This is a genomic window from Streptomyces sp. NPDC003032 (assembly GCF_053591415.1).
The window spans coordinates 139,441-158,845 of record NZ_JBSFTT010000014.1; the positions used below are offsets into that span (position 1 = coordinate 139,441).

Genomic DNA, 19,405 nt, shown 5'->3' on the forward strand with positions numbered 1-19,405 from the left:
GGCTCACTCCGGGGTCATTCCGGCCTCATTCCGGCCTCGCTCCGGGGTCATTCCGGCCTCACTCCGGGGTCGCTCCGGGATCAGGCCTTGCGGCGGCGCCCCTTCCCGCCGCGGGAGGAGCGAGGGGCGGGAGTGCCGGTGGTCGAGGTCGGGGCCGGGGTGCCGGCGCCGGAGGAGCGGTCGGCGGAGACGACCAGGGCGGCCAGCGCGGTCGTCACCGGCACCGAGGCGACCAGGCCGATCGAGCCGATCAGGGTGCGCACGATCTCCTCGGCGACCAACTCGCTGTTGGCGACCGTGCCCACGCTGGACTGCGCGATCGAGAAGAGCAGCAGCAGCGGAAGCGCGGCGCCCGCGTAGGCGAGGACGAGGGTGTTGACGACCGAGGCGATGTGGTCGCGGCCGATGCGGATGCCCGCGCGGTAGAGGCCGCGCCAGCCCATGGTCGGGTTGGCCTGGTGCAGTTCCCAGACCGCCGAGGTCTGGGTGACCGTCACGTCGTCGAGGACGCCGAGCGAGCCGATGATGACGCCCGCGAGCAGCAGACCGCTCATGTCGATGGACGGATACAGGCCGTGGATGAGGCCGGTGTTGTCATCCGTGTTGCCGGTCAGCGCGGCCCAGCCGATGAAGAGCGAGCCGAGCAGGCCGATCAGGAGGAGGGAGATGAGAGTGCCGAGCACCGCGACCGACGTACGGGCTGTGAGCCCGTGGCAGAGATAGAGCGCGACCAGCATGATGGCGCTCGCTCCGATCACCGCCACGACCAGCGGGTTCGAGCCCTGCAGGATCGCCGGCAGGATGAAGAAGGTGAGGACCAGGAAGCTGATGGCGAGGGCGACCAGGGCCATCACACCGCGCAGGCGGCCCACCACGACGACGGCGAGGGCGAAGATGCCGGCGAGCAGGGCCATGGGCATCTTGCGGTTCACATCGGTGACCGAGTACTGGAGCCCCTCGGGCGCCTTGGGCTCGTAGGCGACCACCACCTCTTGGCCCTTGCGCAGTTGCCGGGGCGAGTCCGGCTGGATGATCTCGGTGAACGTGCGGCCCTTGTCCTTGCCGGTGGACACCTCGATCAGCGCCTTCTTGCAGGTGCCGGCCGCGCGGGACTGGGCGGACTGGCCCTCGGCGGTGGAGGTGTCGCCGTTCGGCGGGGGCTGCGAGGGGTTCAGGTCCTTGCAGGGCAGCTCCTGGACCTTCGTGACCTTCGCCGACTGCGTCTGCCGATCGAAACCGACGCCGGTCCGCTCGTGCGAGGGCGTACCACCCGGCCAGAGCACCATGAGCCCCACGACGACCGCGGTGGCGAAGGGAATCAGCACCGCGGCGATGACCTTGCGCAGATGCTGGGAGACGGGCGCGGCCGGACCGTGGCTGTGCGAGTGCCCATGCCCATGCCCCTGCGCCTGCGGCTGCCCCTGTCCGGGGTCGTGGCCGTGGCCTGGCCCGTGTCCGTGTCCATGTCCGTGTCCGTCCGGAGGCGGGCCGGAGAGGGGTGGTTGGGAGGGCGGAGGCGGGGGCGGGGGTGTGGTGGTCACGGACCGATCATCGCAAGAACGGAGGGGGCCCTCTGTTCAGCGTGGCCGACATGACGCTAGCGTGGAGCCACCTTTGCAATCGCGGGAGCTCGGAGCACCGGGCTGAGAGGGCGCTGACCTCCGTACGAAATGGCACGAGTCGTGCATGAATCGTACGGAATTCGCTGCGTCGACCGCCGAACCTGTTACCGGGTAATGCCGGCGTAGGGAGTAGGTCTCATGACCACAGCGGACGCACGCACGCCTGCCTCGACGCAGAACCAGGGCCACGACCAGGTCTGGAACCAGCGCGACGAGGCCGGGAAGTCCATCGGCTGGCACAAGGCGTACGTCGAGGGCTCCCGCCCCGACCTGCGTGTGCCGGTCCGCCAGGTGCACCTCACCAATGGCAAGGCCGTCACCCTGTACGACACCTCAGGTCCGTACACCGACCCGTCGGCCGAGACCGACGTCCGCCGCGGCCTGCCGCCGCTGCGGGAGAACTGGATCATCGCCCGCGGCGACACCGAGGAGTACGTGGGCCGTCCCCCGCGCCCCGAGGACGACGGCATCAAGCACACCTCGCCCCGCGGCGGCCTCAAGAACCTCGACGCGGTCTTCCCCGGCCGCCCCCGCCAGCCGCGCCGCGGCCGCCAGGGCCAGGCGGTGACGCAGCTCGCGTACGCCAGGCGCGGCGAGATCACGCCCGAGATGGAGTTCATCGGGATCCGCGAGAACATGGACCCCGAGGTCGTGCGGGCGGAGGTCGCCGCGGGCCGCGCGGTTATCCCCGCCAACGTCAACCACCCGGAGATCGAGCCGATGATCATCGGCAAGAAGTTCCTGGTGAAGGTGAACGCCAACATCGGCAACTCCGCGGTGACTTCCTCCATCGAGGAGGAGGTCGACAAGATGACCTGGGCGACCCAGTGGGGCGCCGACACGGTCATGGACCTCTCCACCGGCCGGAACATCCACACCACCCGCGAGTGGGTCCTGCGCAACTCCCCCGTCCCGATCGGCACCGTGCCGCTCTACCAGGCCCTGGAGAAGGTCGACGGCAAGGCCGAGGAGCTGTCCTGGGAGATCTACAAGGACACGGTCATCGAGCAGGCCGAGCAGGGCGTGGACTACATGACGGTGCACGCGGGCGTGCGCCTTCCGTATGTGCCGCTCACCGCGCGCCGCAAGACCGGCATCGTCTCGCGCGGCGGTTCGATCATGGCCGCCTGGTGTCTGGCGCACCACAAGGAGAGCTTCCTCTACGAGCACTTCGAGGAGCTCTGCGAGATCCTCGCCGCGTACGACGTGACGTACTCGCTCGGCGACGGCCTGCGGCCCGGCTCGATCGCGGACGCCAACGACGAGGCACAGTTCGCGGAGTTGCGCACCCTCGGGGAACTCAACACGATCGCCAAGCGTCACAACGTACAGACGATGATCGAGGGCCCCGGTCATGTCCCGATGCACAAGATCAAGGAGAACATCGACCTCCAGCAGGAGATCTGCGAGGAGGCGCCGTTCTACACGCTCGGCCCGCTGACCACCGACATCGCGCCCGCCTACGACCACATCACCTCCGGCATCGGCGCCGCGATGATCGGCTGGTGGGGCACGGCCATGCTCTGCTACGTCACGCCCAAGGAGCACCTGGGCCTGCCCAACCGCGACGACGTGAAGACCGGCGTCATCACGTACAAGATCGCGGCGCACGCGGCCGACCTCGCCAAGGGGCACCCCGGCGCGCAGGTCTGGGACGACGCGCTCTCGGACGCGCGCTTCGAGTTCCGCTGGGAGGACCAGTTCAATCTGGCCCTCGACCCGGTCACGGCGCGGGAGTACCACGACGAGACGCTGCCCGCCGAGCCGGCGAAGACGGCGCACTTCTGCTCGATGTGCGGCCCGAAGTTCTGCTCGATGAAGATCTCCCAGGACATCCGCCGCCAGCACGGCGGTGACCTGGAGCAGAACGACATCGAAGCGGGCATGGAGCAGAAGTCCAAGGAGTTCGCCGCGGCGGGCAACCGGGTCTATCTGCCGATCGCCGACTGAGCGGCACAAGGACGGCGTGTCCGCAGAGTGTCGAGTGTCGCGACAGCTCTGCGGACACCCGGGCCTACTCCGGCTTGTGTTCGGGCCCGCCGAAGTCCGGGCTGGAGAAGTCCGGGCTGGAGAAGCTCGGCCGTGACCCCGCGGTGGGGCCGCCGTCCGGGCTGCTGAATCCCGGCCGGTGGTAGCCAAGTTGCGGCATACGACCGCCGACTCCGGGCCCGTGCGACCGCTTGCGGGCCGCGGGGGCCGCGCCCGGGTCCGTCAGGGCCTCCCGCAGGAACGGCACGACGCCCCGCTCAAGGAGCGCCCGGCCCCAGGCTTCCCTGGCGCGGGACACCTCCTCGTGCCGCTCGCCGTGCAGCCCGGCCGGGAGGGACGTGGAGCCGTTGCGCAGGGCCGTCAGGAGGAGACCGACCGCGGCGACCAGGATGCCCCCGGCGGTGAGCGCGCCGAACAGCCATCCCGCGGTGAGCAGGGTGTCCGCGAAGGCGGGCTCCGGGTTGAGCATCTTCAGGATGTAGCCGACGAGCAGGAAGATCGCGGCGGCCGTACCCGCGAGGACGGGGGCGAGGACCGCCACGACGGCGACCGCCCCGGCTCCCGCTGCCGCCGCCGGTTCGGCGACCTCGCCCATCGTCGTGGCGAGACCTACGCCTCCGGAGCCGGACTCCGCGGCGCTCTGTCCGCTCCCTTCGCGAATCGAGGTGGAGGACGGTCGAGGTTCGCGCAACTCCTCGCGAACCTTCACGTAGTGCGCGTACTCGGCCGCCGCGGCGGCCGTGATCAGTGCTGTGGCGTTCAGGGCCATGGTGCGCAGTTGTTCGGGATTGAGCCGCTGGCCCACTGCGGCGAGTTCAGGACGGTCAGGTGCGGTGCGCAGCGCCTCGTCGAGGATCCGCTCGTACTCGGGGCGGTCCTCATTGAGCAGATGTGGAGCGCTGTTCATGTGCATCCCCCGATGCTCCGTAGGGCTAAGGCTCGCATGGCTACGAGCCGTCGGGCAGAAACGGAGGGGAGCCTGCTACGGATAAGCCGATGGTAGAGCCGTGACGGCACGCGTTGACAGGGGGTTTCCAGAATTCGCCCCCCCGGCCAGCGTGATCCTGTAAAGGGGCGCCTGCCCAGAGAACGCTCAGATACCCAGGGGGAGTTGTTGGACCAGTAGCTTTCCGGCCATGGTCACTCCGCCGTCCATCGCGATGGCCAGGCCGTCGGCGTAGACGTGCGGACCCTCGATGACCGGTCCGCCGCCGTCCGACTCGTCCTCGGAGCCGACATCACCGAGGAGGTAGGGGATGGGGCTGTGGCCGTGGACGATGCGTGTGCCGCCGTACATGTCCAGAAGTTCCCGTACGGCCGAGGGGCCCGACTCGTCGCGGAAGGCGAAGCGCTTGGTGAACTTGCGGAAGAGGTCCCAGCATTCGTCGGCGTCGTTGCGCGTGAGCGTCTCGCGGATGGTGTCGTTCACTGCCTCGATCGAGTCGCCGTAATCCAGGTAGGCGGTCGTGTCGGAGTGCACGAGGAGATGGCCGTCGGCCTCCTCCATCGCGTCCAGACGGGCCATCCACTGCAGATGGTGGTCCTCCAGGCGCTCCATGTCGGTCTTCTGGCCGCCGTTGAGCAGCCAGGCGGCCTGGAAGGTGGCGGTGCCCGCGCCGGAGTTGACGGGGGTGTCGCCGAAGCGCTTGGCGCCGAGCAGGAGCAGCTCGTGGTTGCCCATGAGCGCCTTGCAGTAGCCGCCGGCGGCAGCGGCCTCGGCGGACAGGCGCATCACGAGGTCGATGACACCGATGCCGTCGGGCCCGCGGTCGGTGAAGTCGCCGAGGAACCACAGGCGCGCGTTGCCCGCTGACCAGTTGCCCTCGGCGTCCAGGAGGCCCTGCTCCTGGAGGGCCGCGAACAGCTCGTCCAGATAGCCGTGGACGTCCCCGACGACGAACAGCGGACCGTGCTCGTCGCTCCCCCGCGGCTGCGGCGGCTCCGGCATGACCTGCACCTGGACCGTGTCGCCGCGGTTGATGACGGGCAGGTCGCGCTGGGTGGGGGTGTAGCCGTCGACCGGTGGTTCGCCGGGAGCCGGAGGGCTCACCTCGGCGGGGCCGGTCGTCTCATGGACGTACGCGGGTACGCGGAAGTCGCGCAGCGTCGCCGTCCGCACATCGGGTCCCTGACCGGCCCCCTGAGTCATCGACCCCTCCACCACCATTGCGCCGCATCTGCACCGAGAACGGACTGCCTGGTCGCAGCGGCCCGCGGTGTCGTCCGCCCATCATAGGAATGCGGCTCCCGCTGTGTGGTGCACCAGGGGTGGTGAATCGGTCCCATGCACCGGTTCACTGAGGTTTTCTCCCGAATTGGGCAGAGGTTTCCCCGCTGGTGGCGGACTGTTGGGGCACCTCTGCCCGAGATCGTCGGGATCAGCCGGTACCCGATGAGCGTGGCGGGCTGACCGTCGTGCGCGGCGGACGTCGCTCGGACGAGGTGCGCACGATCAGTTCGGTCGGTATCACCTGCTCGACGGGCCGGCCGGAATCGAGGCCCTCGATGGCGTCGATGAGGAGCTGTACGACGGCCGTGCCGATGCGGCGCGGCTTGAGGGAGAGCGTGGTGATGGGCGGTTCCGTGGTCGCGTACACCGTGGACTCGCTGCAGCAGACGAGCAGCAGGTCGTCGGGGACGCGCAGGCCGTACCGCCGGGCGGCGGCGAGCAGGTCGGTGCCGTTGGGGTCGAAGAGGCCGTAGACGGCGTCGGGGCGGTCGGGCCTGGCGAGCAGCCGGTCGGCGGCGACGGCGCCCGCGCACGGGTCGTGCGCGGGATAGGACTCGTAGACCGGGTCCTGGCCGATCCGCTCGCACCAGCGCAGATACGCGGTCGTGGACAGATGGGTGTAGGTGTCGGTGGTGGTGCCGGTGAGCAGGCCGATGCGGCGGGCGCCGGCGGCCGCGAGATGGTCGAGGATCTCCAGGACCGCGGCCTCGTGGTCGTTGTCGACCCAGGCGGTGACGGGCAGCGAACCCGCCGGGCGGCCGTCGGAGACCACCGGGAGGCCCTGTCTGACCAGCTCGCTCACGACCGGGTCGTGGTCGGAGGGGTCGACGACGACGGTGCCGTCGAGCGCGACGTTGGACCACACGTCGACCGGGCTGCGGCGCGAGGTGGCGGGGAGGATCACCAGGGCGTAGCCCCGGGCGAGGGCGGCGGAGGTGGCGGCTCTGGCCATCTCCGCGAAGTAGGCGAACTCGGTGAAGGTGAAAGGTTCATCCCCGTACGTCGTCACGGTCAGGCCGATGAGGCCGGACTTGCCCGTACGGAGGGTTCGGGCCGCCGCGGACGGGCGATAGCCCAGCCGCTCGGCGACTTCTCGGACGTGGCGTCGGGTGGCGTCGGGCAGCCGCCCCTTGCCGTTGAGGGCGTCGGAGACCGTCGTGATGGAGACACCGGCGGCGGCTGCGACGTCTCTGATGCCCGCTCTGCTCTGCCGGTTGCCCCGGCGGGCGGTCTCCGCTCGGCTCACCTGGTGCTTCCCTGCTGCTGTCATGGCGAGCCGATAGTAGGGCTCATCGGGGTGGGTAGCGCGGACGCATATTCACTCGTTGACAGGCACGTTTCTGCATGGCCTTCATACGCAAATGATCTTGGAAAGCAAGGGAGACGAGGGGCTCGGCGATAGCTGCCGCTGATCGTCGGGTACGGGCCTGCCAAATGTGCGAGGTCTCGAAGAGGTCTCAACTCACCTTCACGGGTGACGCGCGCCACGGAGCGAGCCACCGGCGCACAGGGGAGTACGGGCGCTCCCCCCTGCGGGCGGCTCCGCCGGGCGGCTCCGCCCGGCGGCGGTCGCGTCCTTCGTACGAGGATTCCGGGGCGGACGGCCCGATCCTTCGTATGCGGATCGCTGGAGGCCATTCGCAGCGGAGCCCAATCCTCATAAGGTGAGCAGTATTCGAACTGTTCTGGCACTGGTACGAGGAGGACTGCGGTGAGCGAGACGAGCCCGAGGCTGCGCGCCGAGCTGGAGGGTATCCCCACCTACAAGCCGGGCAAGCCCGCCGCGGCCGGCGGACCGGTGGCCTACAAGCTGTCCTCCAACGAGAACCCCTACCCGCCGCTCCCCGGCGTCATGGAGAGCGCGCTCGCCGCGGCCGGGTCCTTCAACCGCTACCCCGACATGGCGTGCACGGTCCTGATGAGCGAGCTGGCGGACCGCTTCGGGGTGCCCGTCTCGCACATCGCCACGGGGACCGGCTCGGTCGGCGTCGCCCAGCAGCTCGTGCAGGCCACGTCGGGCCCGGGCGACGAGGTGATCTACGCGTGGCGGTCCTTCGAGGCGTACCCGATCATCACGCAGGTCAGCGGTGCGACGTCGGTGCGGGTTCCGTTGACGGAGGGCGAGGTCCACGACCTGGACGCGATGGCCGACGCCATCACCGACCGCACCCGCCTCATCTTTGTCTGCAACCCCAACAACCCCACCGGCACCGCCGTGCGCAGGGCCGAGCTGGAGCGCTTCCTCGACCGCGTGCCGAGCGACGTCCTGGTCGTGCTCGACGAGGCGTACCGCGAGTTCATCCGTGACCCCGAGGTTCCGGACGGCATCGAGATCTACCGTGAGCGCCCGAACGTCTGCGTCCTGCGTACGTTCTCCAAGGCGTACGGCCTCGCCGGGCTGCGTGTCGGCTTCGCGGTCGCCCACGAGCCGGTGGCCGCCGCGCTGCGCAAGACGGCGGTGCCCTTCGGTGTGAGCCAGCTCGCGCAGGACGCGGCGGTGGCCTCGCTGCGGGCCGAGGACGAGCTGATGGGCCGCGTCGGCTCGCTGGTCGCCGAGCGCACGCGGGTGGTCGAGGCGCTGCGCGAGCAGGGCTGGACGGTGCCCGAGACGCAGGCGAACTTCGTGTGGCTGCGGCTCGGCGACCGTGCGACCGACTTCGCGGCGGCGTGCGAGCGGGCCGGCGTGGTGGTCCGGCCGTTCGCGGGCGAGGGGATGCGGGCCACGATCGGGGAGACCGAGGCCAATGATGTCTTCCTGGCGGCGGCGGAGGCGTTCCGCAAGGAGCTTTAGCGGTATGCCGTTAGCCGTTAGCCGTTAGCCGTTAGCCGTTAGCCGTTAGCGGTTAGCGGTTAGCGGTTAGCGGTTAGCGGTGAGCGGTGAGCCGTGTCGAAGGTCCCGGAGGCGTGTCTCCGGGACCTTCCCGCGTTTCTGGGGACCCCCCGTTCGGGTGCCGACAACCCATACGACATAATGCTTGTGAATGTGAACGCGTTCACAAGCGTGCCCCGGTTCCTCCGGAGATCAGCGGGACAAGCAGGGGCAAAACGCCGCGATGACCACGGCGAGTAAGGAGAGACGCAGTGGACCTGGCTCTGGCGCCGGAGACTCTGGCGCGATGGCAGTTCGGCATCACGACCGTCTACCACTTCCTGTTCGTCCCCCTGACGATCTCTCTGGCCGCCCTCACGGCGATCCTTGAGACGGCGTGGGTGCGGACGGGCAAGGAGCACTACCTCAGGGCGACCAAGTTCTGGGGAAAGCTGTTCCTGATCAACATCGCGATGGGTGTCGTCACCGGCATCGTCCAGGAGTTCCAGTTCGGCATGAACTGGTCCGACTACTCGCGCTTCGTCGGTGACGTCTTCGGGGCGCCGCTGGCCTTCGAGGCCCTGATCGCCTTCTTCTTCGAGTCGACCTTCATCGGCCTGTGGATCTTCGGCTGGGACAAGCTGCCGAAGAAGCTGCACTGCGCGACGATCTGGATTGTCTCCATCGGCACCGTCCTGTCGGCGTACTTCATCATCGCCGCGAACGCCTTTATGCAGCACCCGGTCGGCTACAAGATCGTGGAGCGGGACGGCACCAAGCGCGCGGAGCTCACCGACTTCGCGAAGGTGCTCTTCCAGGAGACGGCGCTCGTCAACTTCTTCCACGTCATCTCGGCGGCCATCCTGGTCGGCGGCGCCTTCATGACCGGCATCGCCATCTTCCACCTGCGCAAGAAGCGGCACATCCGCACCATGCGCCTGTCGATGCGGCTCGGCCTGGTCACCGCCTTCGTCGGCACCCTGCTCACCGTGGTCAGCGCCGACACCCTCGGCAAGGTCATGTACGAGCAGCAGCCGATGAAGATGTCGGCCGCCGAGGCGCTGTGGGACACCGAGAAGCCCGCGCCGTTCTCGATCTTCGCGTACGGCGATGTCTCCGAGGGCCACAACAAGGTCGCCGTCGAGGTCCCCGGAGTCCTGTCCTTCCTCGCCAAGAACAACTTCAGCGCCGAGATCCCCGGCATCAACGACCTCAACAAGGAGGCGCGGGAGAAGTTCGGGCCCGGCGACTACCGGCCCAACATCCCCACCGCCTACTGGTCGTACCGCTGGATGATCGGCTTCGGCGGCGTCTCGATGGCCCTGTGCACGGTGGGCCTGTGGCTGACGCGGAAGAAGTTCTGGCTCGCTCCGGAGCACCGCACCGGCGCGGACGACGTGCCCAAGCTCATGCTCACCAAGAACAGGGAGCTGGCGCCGAAGCTCGGCGCATGGTGGTGGCGGCTCTCCCAGTGGACGCTGATCTTCCCCCTCATCGGCACCGCCTGGGGCTGGATCTTCACCGAGACAGGGCGTCAGCCCTGGGTGGTCTACGGAGTGCTGCGCACCAGGGACGCGGTCTCGCCCGGCGTCTCGCAGGCCGAGGTGCTCACCTCGCTGATCGGGTTCACGCTCATCTACGCGGTCCTCGCGGTGATCGAGGTGAGGCTGCTGCTCAAGTACGTCAGGCAGGGGCCGCCCGAGCTGACCGAGGCGGATCTCAACCCGCCCACCAAGATCGGCGGCCCGGGTCCGGGTCCGGGTTCCCGCAAGGGCTCGGACTCCGACGCCGATGCCGACTCCGATGCCGACCGGCCCATGGCCTTCTCGTACTGAAGGAAGGAGCGCTCAGGACATGGAACTTCACGACATCTGGTTCGTACTGATCGCCGTTCTGTGGATCGGCTACTTCTTCCTGGAGGGCTTCGACTTCGGAGTGGGCGTCCTGACCAAGCTGCTCGCCCGGAACCGGGTCGAGAAGCGGGTCCTCATCAACACCATCGGCCCCGTCTGGGACGGCAACGAGGTGTGGCTGCTCACGGCGGGCGGCGCGACCTTCGCCGCCTTCCCCGAGTGGTACGCGACGCTCTTCTCCGGCTTCTATCTGCCGCTGCTGTTCATCCTGATCTGCCTGATCGTGCGCGGTGTCGCCTTCGAGTACCGCGCCAAGCGGACCGAGGAGCGGTGGCAGACCAACTGGGAACACGCGATCTTCTGGACCTCGCTGATCCCGGCGGTGATGTGGGGCGTGGCCTTCGCGAACATCACGCGGGGCGTCAAGATCGACGCCCACAAGGAGTACGTGGGCTCCTTCTGGGACCTGCTCAACCCGTACGCGATCCTCGGCGGACTCGTCACGCTGACGCTGTTCACCTTCCACGGGGCGGTGTTCGCCTCGCTGAAGACGGTGGGTGACATCCGGGTGCGCGCGCGGAAGCTGGCCCTCGGCCTCGGGCTCATCACCGCCGTGCTGGCGGTCGGATTCCTCGTGTGGACCCAGGCGGACAAGGGTGACGGCAAGAGCCTGGTCGCGATGGTCGTGGCGGTCCTCGCGCTGGTCGGTGCCGTCGTGGCGATCAAGGCCGGGCGCGAGGGCTGGTCGTTCGCGCTGTCGGGCATCACGATCGCGGCGGCCGTCGCCATGCTCTTCCTGACGCTCTTCCCGAATGTCATGCCGTCCTCGCTGAACGAGGAGTGGAGCCTCACGGTCACCAACGCCTCGTCCAGCCCGTACACCCTGAAGATCATGACCTGGTGTGCCGCCATCGCGACGCCCGTGGTGCTGCTCTACCAGACATGGACGTACTGGGTGTTCCGCAAGCGGATCGGTACGCAGCACATCGCGCCCGACCCCGCCCATTGAGCCTCCATTGAGCCCCATTGAGCCTCCCCGTGGTTTCCCGGAAGGTGTGTTTCACGTGAAACCAATCGATCCGCGTCTGCTTCGGTACGCCCGTGCCACGCGCCTCTTCCTCGTCGCGGTGGTGGGCCTGGGGCTGGTCGGAGCGGGCCTGGTCATCGGTCAGGCGATGCTCATCGCCGAGATCGTGGTGGGCGCCTTCCAGAAGGGCCTCTCCGCCGCCGACCTGGGCACGCCGCTGATGCTGCTCGCCCTGGTCGCGGCGGGCCGGGGGCTGGTCTCCTGGCTCACCGAGCTGGCCGCGCACCGGGCCAGCGCGGCGGTCAAGTCCGAGCTGCGGGGCCGGCTCCTGGAACGGGCGGGTGACCTCGGGCCCGGGTGGCTCAGCGGCCGGCGGACCGGCTCCCTGGTCGCGCTCGCGACGCGGGGCGTGGACGCGCTGGACGACTACTTCTCGCGCTATCTGCCGCAGCTGGCGCTCGCGGTGGTGGTGCCGGTGGCGGTGCTCGCCCGCATCGTCACCGAGGACTGGGTCTCGGCGGCGATCATCGTCGTGACGCTGCCGCTGATCCCGGTCTTCATGATCCTGATCGGCTGGGCGACGCAGAACCGCATGGACCATCAGTGGCGGCTGCTCTCACGGCTCTCGGGGCACTTCCTCGACGTCGTGGCGGGTCTCCCGACCCTGAAGGTGTTCGGCCGCGCCAAGGCGCAGGCCGAGTCGATACGGAAGATCACCGGTGAGTACCGGCAGGCGACAATGCGGACGCTGCGCATCGCCTTCCTGTCCTCCTTCGCCCTGGAACTGCTCGCCACGATCTCGGTGGCGCTGGTCGCGGTGACCATCGGCATGCGGCTCGTCCACGGCGAGATGGACTTGTACGTCGGTCTCGTCATCCTCGTCCTCGCGCCCGAGGCCTATCTGCCGCTGCGCCAGGTCGGGGCGCAGTACCACGCGGCGGCGGAGGGCCTCGCCGCCGCCGAGGAGATCTTCGAGGTCCTTGAGACTCCGGTGCCGGCCGCGGGAGCCGGGGCGGCGCCCTCGGGCGTGCTGAGCGTGGAGGGCGTGACCGTCCGCTACCCGGGGCGGGGTTCGGACGCCGTCTCCGGGGCGGCCTTCGAGGTGGCGCCCGGGGAGACTGTGGCGCTCGTCGGGCCCAGCGGGGTGGGCAAGTCGACCCTCCTGAACGTGGTGCTCGGCTTCGTACGGCCCACCGAGGGGCGGGTGCGCGTCGGGGGCGTCGACCTCGCGGAGGTCTCCCCCGAGCGGTGGCGCGAGCGGATCGCGTGGGTGCCGCAGCGGCCGCACCTCTTCGCCGGGACCATCGCGGAGAACGTACGGCTCGCGCGGCCCGACGCGTCCGATGCGCAGCTGCGGGAGGCTCTTCGGGACGCGGGGGCCCTGGAGTTCGTGGACGCGCTGCCCGCCGGGGCCGAGACCTCGCTCGGGGAGGACGGGGCCGGGCTCTCCGCCGGGCAGCGGCAACGGCTCGCGCTGGCACGGGCGTTCCTCGCGGACCGGCCCGTGGTGCTCCTCGACGAGCCGACAGCGGCGCTCGACGGGGGGACCGAGGCGGGGGTCGTGGAGGCGGTTCGGCGGCTGGCCGTCGGGCGGACGGTGCTGTTGGTGGTGCATCGGCCCGCGTTGCTGGCTGTGGCGGATCGGGTGGTGCGGCTTGAGGCCGCAGTCCGCCGCCCCTCCGAGGCGGGGAGGCTCCCTGCCCAGCGCCGGTCGGGCGGCGGGGCTGCGGCGGGTGGCGGCGGGTTTGGTGGAGGCTCCGGTGATGGCGGGTTTGGTGGGCGCTCCGGTGACGCCGGTTTTGATGGACCCGCCCTTGGCTCGGCGGCGCCGAGCGGACAGACGGGCGGGTGGGAGGAGCTCCGTCCGCGGAGCCGGGTGCTGGCCCGCGTACGGGACGCCGCGCGGGCCCGGCGAGGGCAGCTCGGGCTCGCGCTGCTGCTCGGCGGCCTCGCGCTCGGCAGCGCCGTGGGGCTCATGGCCACGTCCGGGTGGCTGATATCCCGGGCCTCCGAGCAGCCTCCGGTGATGTACTTGATGATCGCCGTGACGGCGACCCGCGCCTTCGGTATCGGCCGCGCCGTCTTCCGCTACGCCGAGCGCCTCGTCTCGCACGACGCCGTGCTGCGGATGCTCGCCGACACCCGTGTCGCCGTCTACCGGCGCCTGGAGCGGCTCGCCCCGGCGGGCCTGCGCACGACCCGCCGCGGTGACCTCCTCTCCCGCCTGGTCGCCGACGTCGACGCCCTCCAGGACTACTGGCTGCGCTGGCTGCTGCCCGCGTCCGCCGCAGCCCTGGTGAGCATGGGAGCCGTCGGCTTCACCGCCTGGCTGCTGCCCGAGGCGGGCGCGGTGCTCGCCGCCGGGCTGCTCGCCGCGGGCGTCGGGGTGCCGCTGCTGAGCGGTGCCGTGGCCCGCCGCGCGGAGCGGAAACTGGCTCCCGCGCGCGGGGCGCTCGCCACGCGCGTGGCCGATCTGCTCACCGGCACCGCCGAGTTGACCGTCGCCGGCGCGCTGAAGCGTCGTACGGCCAAGGCCAGGGAGGCCGACGCCGAGCTGACGCGGATCGCCTCCCGGGGTGCCACCGCCACCGCGCTCGGCAACGGGCTCGGCGCGCTCGCCACCGGGCTCACCGTGGCCGCGGCCGCGCTCGTCGGGGTGCAGGCGGTGCAGGACGGGCGGCTCAGCGGGATCGCCCTCGCCGTGGTGGTGCTCACGCCGCTCGCCGCCTTCGAGGCGGTGCTTGGGCTGCCGCTCGCCGTGCAGTACCGCCAGCGGGTCAGGAAGAGCGCGGAGCGCGTCTACGAAGTCCTCGACGCGGCCGAGCCGGTGCCGGAGCCGCCCGTGCCCGCCCGGGCGCCGCGGTCGCCCTTCCCGCTGCGCGTCGAGGGGCTGCGGGCGCGCCACGAAGGGCAGGCCGGTGACGCGCTCGCCGGTGTCGACCTGACGCTGGAGCGGGGGAGGCGGATCGCCGTGGTCGGCCCCTCCGGTTCCGGCAAGACGACGCTCGCGCAGGTGCTGCTGCGTTTCGTGGGCGCGTACGAAGGGACGTACACGCTCGGTGGCACGGACGCGGTCACGCTGGACGGCGACACCGTGCGCGGCATGGTCGGGCTGTGCGCCCAGGACGCGCACATCTTCGACAGCTCGGTGCGCGAGAACCTGCTGCTCGCCAAGAAGGACGCCACCGAGGAGGAGTTGCGCGGTGCCCTGGAGCGGGCGCGCCTCGACGGCTGGGCCGACTCGCTGCCCGACGGGCTCGACACGCTCGTCGGCGAGCACGGAGCGCGGCTCTCCGGAGGGCAGCGACAGCGTCTCGCGCTGGCCCGCGCGCTGCTCGCGGACTTCCCCGTCCTGGTCCTCGACGAGCCCGCCGAACATCTCGACCTGCCGACCGCGGACGCCCTCACCGCCGACCTCCTGGCGGCCACGGAGGGGCGTACGACGCTGCTCATCACGCACCGGCTCGCCGGGCTGGACGCGGTCGACGAGGTGATCGTCCTCGACTCGGGCCGGGTGGCGCAGCGCGGTACGTACGAGGAACTCGCCGCGGTGGAAGGACCGCTGCGGCGGATGCTGGAGGTGGAGCGGGCGGCGGATCTGCTGACCGCGGGCTGAGGGTGGGGGGACGGTGCCGTACGTCTGCCGTGTCGATCGTGGGCTGAGGTCGGCGGACAGCACCGTGCGCCTGCCGCTCGATCGTCGTGGAGGCCTCGACTTTCCCCGGTAAATGGGACTTACTAGGCTCAAAGGCATGCCAGCACCCTCGGCCTCCGCCGATTCCCCTCTCCCCGACGGCACACCGGACCCGGCGGACTCGGCGGCGCGGGCGACCCGCAGCCTCCAGGGGCTCTCGCCCGAGCTGGCGTCGCGGGTGCCGCAGCTGCTCGAAGCCATGCGCTCGGTCGGCACCGGGCTCGAACTCCACACCACCCTGGACCGCATCTGCGAGACCGCCGCCGAGCTGGCGGACGCCCACTACGCCGCGATCGGCGTCGTCGCCGAGGACGGCAAAGGGCTCTCCGAGTTCGTCTACCACGGCATGGACGCGGAGACCGCCGAGCGGATCGGGCGGCTTCCCGACGGCCACAAGGGGCTGCTCGGCGCCCTCATCCACCAGCCCAGGACGCTGCGCCTCGCCGATCTCTCCGCCGATCCGCGCTCCTGCGGGTTCCCGGCCCACCATCCGCCGATGCGGTCCTTCCTGGGCGTCCCCATCCGCGTACAGGGCCAGATCTTCGGCAATCTCTATTTGACCGAGAAGCGGGACGGGGCCGACTTCAACGACGACGACGTGCACATGGTGCGCGTCCTCGCCACGGAGGCCGGCATCGCCATCGGCAACGCTCGCCTCTACGAGGCCGCCAAGCAGCGTGAGCGCTGGATCGACGGCTCAGTGGCGGTCACCACGGCGCTGCTCTCCGGCAGCGACGCGGAGGACGCCCTCGCCGTCGTCGCCGAGCAGGCCCGGCACCTCGCGGACTCGGCCGCCGGGATCGTGCTGCTGCCCGACGAGGAGGGCGGCATGGAGATCGTCGCGGTCTCCTCGGACGAGCCCACCGGGGCGCTCGGTCTGGTCATCCCTCCGGAGAGCCGCATCATCGTGCAACTTCTCGAAGGGGAGGCCGTGTTCATCGACGACGCGGCCACCGACCCCCGCGCCGTGACCCACCTCGCCCACCGCTACGGCCCCGTCATGATGCTGCCGCTGCACAGCGACGGCAGGGTCCTCGGGACGCTCGTGACGCCACGCGCGCGTGGGGCGCGTCCTTTCAGCGAGGCGGAGCGGACGCTCGCCGCCCAGTTCGCCTCGCAGGCCGCGCTCGCGCTGATGATGGCCGACGCGCAGCGGGACCGGGAGCGGCTCGCGGTGTACGAGGACCGCGACCGGATCGCCAGGGACCTGCACGACCTCGTCATTCAGCGCCTCTTCGCGACCGGGATGATGCTGGAGAGCGCCCAGCGCAGGTCCGTCGTGCCGGAGGTGCAGGTCGGTGTCGGCAGGGCCGTCGACGAGCTGGACGTGACGATCCAGGAGATCCGTACGGCGATCTTCGCGCTCCAGCAGGGCCCGGCCGAGGCGCCGTCAGGGCTGCGCACGCGCGTGCTCCGGGAGATCAACATGGCCGCCGTCCCGCTCGGCTTCAAGCCCGCGCACCGCTTCGTGGGGCCCGTCGACACCGTGGTCGGCGAGCTGACCGGAAAGAACCTCATCGCGGCCCTGCGGGAGGCCCTGTCCAACGCCTTCCGGCACGCGCACGCCGCCCGTATCGACGTCGTCGTCGACTCGACGGTGCCGCTTCCCGATGGGCGGCAGGGCGTACGCCTGACGGTCGCCGACGACGGCGTGGGCATCCCGGAGGGCGGTCGGCGCAGCGGCCTGAAGAACCTCAAGAGGCGGGCCGAGTCACTGGGCGGCGACAGTTGGTACGGGCCCGGGATCGGCGAGGACGGTGGCGGCACGACGGTGGTGTGGCAGGCGCCTTACTGACACGCCGGCAGCCCTGTTCGGAGGTATGCGGCTGAGCCGTACGGGGCACCGCGCCCCCCGAGTGCAGGAGTCCCGCAGGAACCGTGCCGTCGCGCCGGGCAACGATCCGTGACATGCGCCTGAGCCACCGTCGTCCGCGTCCGCGCCTGTGCCTGCCGCTCTTCAGTGTGTCGGTACTGCTGTGCGCGCTGCTCGGGCTCACGCCTCCCGCCGCGGCCTCCGACGGGCCGAGCGCGAGCGCCGACGTGGCGCGTCTCTACGAAGAGGCCTCGCTCGCGACCGCCCGCTACGAAGAGGGCCGTCGGGCGGTGCGCCTCCAGAAGGAGAGGGTCCGGGAACTGGACCGACTCCTCTTCGAGGAGCGGCACCAGGTCGGGGTGCTGCAGGATGACCTGGGCCGGATGGCCAGGGCCCAGTACCGCACCGGTGGCGGCCTCCCCTACACCGCGCAACTCCTCCTGGCCGAGAGCCCCGACGCCCTGATGCGCGGCCGACAGGCCATGTGGCAGGCCGACCTGGCCGTCAATAGCGCCATCGACAAGACGCAGCGGGCCGGGGTCCGGCTCGTGGCCGCCAAGCGCGTGGCGGACCGGGCCAAGCAGGGCCTGGACCGACACATCTCACGCCTGGCCGAGCTGAAGCGCGGCATCGAACGGAAGCTGGAGTCGGCGCGGTGGCTCCTGCAGGGCGAGGCCGACCGGGCGGTCGCCGCGGGGAAGTGCCGGGGTGCCGTACGCCTGCGCCAGCCAAAAAGGGCCTCCACGCGCGCGTGGGTCACGCCTGTGAAGACGTACGAACTCTCCGCGGGCTTCGACAGCACCGGCGAGCGCTGGGCGCGCCGGCACACCGGGCAGGACTTCGCGGTCGACATCGGGACACCCGTGCGGTCGGTCGGCGCGGGCCGCGTGCACAGCGTGTCGTGCGGTGGGGCCTTCGGCATCGAGGTCGTGGTGCGGCATCGCGGCGGGTACTACACGCAGTACGCGCATCTCGCGGCCGTCACCGTCGAGCAGGGGGACAAGGTGCGCACCGGCCAGTGGGTCGGACAGGCCGGCACGACCGGCAACTCGACGGGGCCGCATCTGCACTTCGAGACGCGGCTCACGCCGTATCTCGGGTCGGGGGTCGACCCGCGGAAGTGGCTGGCCGAGCGGGGCGTCAAGCTTTAGCCGTGCTTGGCTGGTCCCGACGTCCGTTCCGCCAGAATGCGTTCGATCACGACCGCGACACCGTCGTCGTTGTTGGCGACCGTGCGTCCGGAGGCGGCGGCGATGACGTCAGGGTGGGCGTTGCCCATCGCGTACGACGTACCCGCCCAGGTCAGCATCTCGATGTCGTTCGGCATGTCTCCGAAGGCGACGACTTCCTCGGGGGCGATGCCGCGCTCGGCGCAGCACAGCTCCAGCGTGCTGGCCTTGGAGACACCGGGGCCGCTGATCTCCAGGAGCGCGCTGGGGCTGGAGCGGGTGACCGTCGCCCGGTCGCCGATGGCCGCGCGGGCCAGCACCAGGAAGTCGTCGGGCTGGAGTTCGGGGTGGAAGGCGAGGATCTTCAGGACGGGCTGTTCGGCGGCGGCGGTGTCCTCGGGGTCACCGGGGCTGTCGGGGTCACCGGGGCTCACAGGGCTCCCGGGGCTCCCCGGGTTCTCGGCCAGGAGCTTCTCGGCGGGCGCGACGCTCTCACCGGGCTCCATGTGGAGCGGCGGATACGTCTCCTCGTGGTGCAGTCCCCCGGTCCGCTCGACCGCGAACGACGTGCCCGGCGACGCGGCGCGCAGCCTGCGGACGACGTCGAGGGCGTTCGCCCGCGCCAGCTCGCGGACCTTGACGAAGCGGTGCGTGCCCGGGCCGCCGTGCAGGTCGACCACCGCCGCGCCGTTGCCGCAGATGGCGAGGCCGTGGCCGTGGACGTGGGCGCTGACGACGTCCATCCAGCGGGCGGGGCGGCCGGTCACGAAGAAGACCTCGATCCCGGCCTCCTCGGCGGCGGCGAGCGCGGCGACCGTACGGTCGGAGACCGACTTGTCGTCGCGCAGCAGCGTGCCGTCCAGGTCCGTGGCGATCAGCCGGGGCCGCGGCCGGGGCCCCGACGGGGCGGTGGCGGCCGGGGCGGTGGTGGCCGGGGTCTGGGGCCCAGGGGTAGCTGAGGTCACGCCGTCGATTGTCCCGCATATGCCTGCACGGCCGTGCGCGGGGGCGCACATCTGAGTGCTCTCTGAGCGCCGGTCAGTCCGGTACCGGGCGGGTGTCAGCCCGATATGGGCCGGCTCGCATGGCGTGCGGTCAGCTCTTCCAGGAGCGGCACGATGTCGTCGGGACCGGGAGAGTTCAGCAGCTGGCTACCTCTGCGACGTAAGCGCCGGTCGAGGCCCCAGCGCGTCGCCGTA

The 19,405-nt window shown here is 70.6% G+C and carries 12 protein-coding genes; 7 read left to right on the plus strand and 5 right to left on the minus strand.

The genetic code is table 11. The features are described from left to right. Positions 1-80: 80 nt before the first annotated feature. The gene (locus ACWDZ7_RS21325; RefSeq protein WP_451798883.1) at positions 81-1,541 is read right to left on the minus strand and encodes a YibE/F family protein; all 1,461 of its coding nucleotides are present in this window, start codon (positions 1,539-1,541) and stop codon (positions 81-83) included. Between the two features lie 219 nt (positions 1,542-1,760). On the opposite strand from ACWDZ7_RS21325, the gene thiC reads away from it, so the two are divergent. Continuing rightward, positions 1,761-3,572, plus strand: a complete 1,812-nt coding sequence (gene thiC / locus ACWDZ7_RS21330; protein ID WP_451798884.1) for a phosphomethylpyrimidine synthase ThiC — start codon at positions 1,761-1,763, stop codon at positions 3,570-3,572. Between the two features lie 64 nt (positions 3,573-3,636). On the opposite strand, the gene ACWDZ7_RS21335 is transcribed toward thiC, so the two are convergent. The 3 genes from ACWDZ7_RS21335 to ACWDZ7_RS21345 all read right to left on the minus strand — a co-directional run bounded on the left by ACWDZ7_RS21335 (position 3,637) and on the right by ACWDZ7_RS21345 (position 7,111). Continuing rightward, a complete protein-coding gene (locus tag ACWDZ7_RS21335) occupies positions 3,637-4,524 on the minus strand; it encodes a hypothetical protein (RefSeq protein ID WP_451798886.1) in 888 nt (295 codons plus the stop codon). A 180-nt stretch (positions 4,525-4,704) separates the two neighbouring features. Further along, on the minus strand, positions 4,705-5,760 hold the full coding sequence (locus tag ACWDZ7_RS21340) for a metallophosphoesterase (RefSeq protein WP_451798887.1): 1,056 nt from the start codon (positions 5,758-5,760) through the stop codon (positions 4,705-4,707). A gap of 229 nt (positions 5,761-5,989) precedes the next feature. Continuing rightward, positions 5,990-7,111, minus strand: coding sequence for a LacI family DNA-binding transcriptional regulator (locus ACWDZ7_RS21345; protein WP_451517041.1), 1,122 nt, complete (start codon positions 7,109-7,111; stop codon positions 5,990-5,992). 441 nt (positions 7,112-7,552) lie between these two features. Between ACWDZ7_RS21345 and hisC the strand changes: the two genes are divergently transcribed. The 6 genes from hisC to ACWDZ7_RS21375 all read left to right on the plus strand — a co-directional run bounded on the left by hisC (position 7,553) and on the right by ACWDZ7_RS21375 (position 18,188). Continuing rightward, positions 7,553-8,632, plus strand: a complete 1,080-nt coding sequence (gene hisC / locus ACWDZ7_RS21350) for a histidinol-phosphate transaminase (protein ID WP_451798889.1) — start codon at positions 7,553-7,555, stop codon at positions 8,630-8,632. Positions 8,633-8,922: 290 nt separating this feature from the next. After that, positions 8,923-10,485 carry a cytochrome ubiquinol oxidase subunit I gene (locus tag ACWDZ7_RS21355; protein ID WP_451798891.1) on the plus strand — a complete coding sequence of 521 codons (1,563 nt, stop codon included), beginning with the start codon at positions 8,923-8,925 and terminating at the stop codon, positions 10,483-10,485. A 19-nt stretch (positions 10,486-10,504) separates the two neighbouring features. Beyond that, complete coding sequence (gene cydB, locus ACWDZ7_RS21360) at positions 10,505-11,512, plus strand: cytochrome d ubiquinol oxidase subunit II (protein WP_451798892.1); 1,008 nt, start codon at positions 10,505-10,507, stop codon at positions 11,510-11,512. A gap of 55 nt (positions 11,513-11,567) precedes the next feature. Then, positions 11,568-15,146: a thiol reductant ABC exporter subunit CydD gene (gene cydD, locus ACWDZ7_RS21365; protein ID WP_451798894.1), complete on the plus strand. Its 3,579-nt coding sequence runs from the start codon at positions 11,568-11,570 to the stop codon at positions 15,144-15,146. A gap of 136 nt (positions 15,147-15,282) precedes the next feature. Then, a complete protein-coding gene (locus ACWDZ7_RS21370; protein ID WP_451798895.1) occupies positions 15,283-17,019 on the plus strand; it encodes a GAF domain-containing sensor histidine kinase in 1,737 nt (578 codons plus the stop codon). 113 nt (positions 17,020-17,132) lie between these two features. Beyond that, positions 17,133-18,188 (plus strand): M23 family metallopeptidase, encoded by a 1,056-nt coding sequence (locus tag ACWDZ7_RS21375; protein ID WP_451798897.1) that lies wholly within the window; start codon positions 17,133-17,135, stop codon positions 18,186-18,188. Here the strand turns inward: ACWDZ7_RS21375 and ACWDZ7_RS21380 are convergent. Beyond that, on the minus strand, positions 18,185-19,171 hold the full coding sequence (locus tag ACWDZ7_RS21380; protein ID WP_451798899.1) for an HAD hydrolase family protein: 987 nt from the start codon (positions 19,169-19,171) through the stop codon (positions 18,185-18,187). The two genes, ACWDZ7_RS21375 and ACWDZ7_RS21380, sit on opposite strands and share 4 nt — an antisense overlap. Between the last annotated feature and the right edge of the window lie 234 nt (positions 19,172-19,405).

What these genes read in the sequence shown, in the direction of transcription:
- thiC (WP_451798884.1), top strand. Translation starts at nt 1,761, where the DNA reads ATGACCACAGCGGACGCACGCACGCCTGCCTCGACGCAGAACCAGGGC.
- ACWDZ7_RS21335 (WP_451798886.1), bottom strand. Translation starts at nt 4,524, where the DNA reads ATGCACATGAACAGCGCTCCACATCTGCTCAATGAGGACCGCCCCGAG.
- ACWDZ7_RS21340 (WP_451798887.1), bottom strand. Translation starts at nt 5,760, where the DNA reads ATGACTCAGGGGGCCGGTCAGGGACCCGATGTGCGGACGGCGACGCTG.
- ACWDZ7_RS21345 (WP_451517041.1), bottom strand. Translation starts at nt 7,111, where the DNA reads ATGACAGCAGCAGGGAAGCACCAGGTGAGCCGAGCGGAGACCGCCCGC.
- cydB (WP_451798892.1), top strand. Translation starts at nt 10,505, where the DNA reads ATGGAACTTCACGACATCTGGTTCGTACTGATCGCCGTTCTGTGGATC.
- ACWDZ7_RS21370 (WP_451798895.1), top strand. Translation starts at nt 15,283, where the DNA reads ATGCCAGCACCCTCGGCCTCCGCCGATTCCCCTCTCCCCGACGGCACA.
- ACWDZ7_RS21375 (WP_451798897.1), top strand. Translation starts at nt 17,133, where the DNA reads ATGCGCCTGAGCCACCGTCGTCCGCGTCCGCGCCTGTGCCTGCCGCTC.